This is a genomic window from Haloferax sp. Atlit-12N, from assembly GCF_003383095.1.
Lineage (GTDB): Archaea > Halobacteriota > Halobacteria > Halobacteriales > Haloferacaceae > Haloferax.
Map to the genome: position 1 here is coordinate 1 of NZ_PSYW01000036.1, position 1,611 is coordinate 1,611.

At 52.6% G+C, this 1,611-nt stretch carries 1 protein-coding gene; it reads right to left on the reverse strand.

Annotation, left to right across the window (positions count from 1 at the left end):
- Positions 1-351 precede the first annotated feature (351 nt).
- Entirely contained in the window at positions 352-1,179 is an 828-nt protein-coding gene (locus tag C5B90_RS19820; RefSeq protein WP_115883626.1) for an IS5 family transposase, read from the reverse strand.
- Positions 1,180-1,611: the final 432 nt, after the last annotated feature.

Consider the following 1,611-nt stretch of genomic DNA (forward strand, 5'->3'; position numbering starts at 1 on the left):
GAAGTCGTCCCGTAGCCCAACAGTATTAATCACGCTGCATCGATGGAAGTGTGATTAGTGCTTTGCCAATACCAAACCTCTCGGTGTGAGTGTTACAGACATATGGTTGTAATTTTTACCGTTTAGAGCTAATGTATGGGGTCCTTTAGAACTGATTTCTTTGTCCATTACAAACTAAATGAGCATGCACTGGTGCAGAAAAGTAGAGTGTAGTGTGAATAAGTGTTAGTCACTAATCGACTTTGGGCAGAACTGGTACTCCGTTCACAATTCTACGTTACGTAGATTATTCGCAGCCATGGTGCATTTAACTTAGAAGGGCTCTGGTGAATCGCCATACAGCGGTTGATTTCACTGTTTTGCAGCACGCTTGATGTTGTGAACGACACATTTCATGACGAGTTCACGAAATTCTCGGTACCACGTTCGCGCTCGCACGGCGTCGCCGTGCGTGCGCTTGATCGACGAGAAGACGGTCTCACACATCGATCGTTGGCGGTAGCGAGGTCCATCGACCCGCGCGTTATGCGCGTGGTCGATGGGCCGGAAGATGCGATGTTTAATCAGCGGTCTCACGTCCTCTTCTCGCAGCTTCTCGCGTAAATCCATCCAGTCGTAGCCTTTGTCAGCGGCGAGGCTGTGCAGGTCGCCTGCGTTTCGGCAGGCGACCTGCCAGCCGAGCTGCGTGTCGTGGGTTTTCTCGGTCGTACAGTGAACGTCGAGAATCGCTTGAGTTTCTGTGTCGACGAGAGCGGTCGCTTTCAGTGTTTGAACACGATAATCCGTCCGGCGGCAGTAGTGCTTGCTAGCGTTTTCGCGGTCGAAAAACGTGGCGTCGATGGCAGCGTGACCCGAGAGGTCGTGCAGCTCCGACGAGAGTCGGAGCAGCACTCGCCAGACCTTCATCTCAAACCTATCAAACGCCTTAACCAGCGTCGAGTGATCAGGGAGATTGCCCTCTTCGAGGCCAATCTCCCCACAAATATGCGGCATCTCGCTCAGCAGATCGAGTGCGTTGCGGTACGATTCATCGAGGTAAACCCGCAGACAGTGCAGCGACACGAGGGCGTAGTCGGCGAAGCCGCCACCCCCTTCGGGGGCGGCGACTTCGCCTCGGCCACCAACAGCGTTTTTAGCTAACGTGACGGCTTTGCTCGTGAAGCGGGAGATTTTCGACATAGGCATCGACGGTTTCCCGCTTCATCTTCCAAGTTCTAACGGTCGAAACCGACGCCGTCTAGTGATTCACCAGAGCCCTTAGAAGAGAGAATTAACTGGACCAAATGCCACTCATCTAACAGAGTATGGCTGTTTTGTATGGTGACCGAAATGAAAGAACGGTTCCGAGGGATGGTGTTAATGGCTTTGAGTGATTAATTTCCCTATTGTTCAAAATCGCACACCACCCAGTCCGTTACGGTAGCGCTGCATACGCAAATGTCGGTGTAGCAGATTGACATAAGACCGTGATGCCCTGTACCGGTTTCTACCAGCCATCCTGCGGTCTTCCAGATCGACCTCTCCTCGCTCGTTCGACGTCGAGTCCTGTTCGAGATCGCACAGGCCCACCGAAGTGAGACCGGACTATGGATCTATGAACATCTTTCCAGG

Coding starts and splice junctions, on each gene's coding strand:
- C5B90_RS19820 (WP_115883626.1), bottom strand. CDS start 1,179: ATGTCGAAAATCTCCCGCTTCACGAGCAAAGCCGTCACGTTAGCTAAA.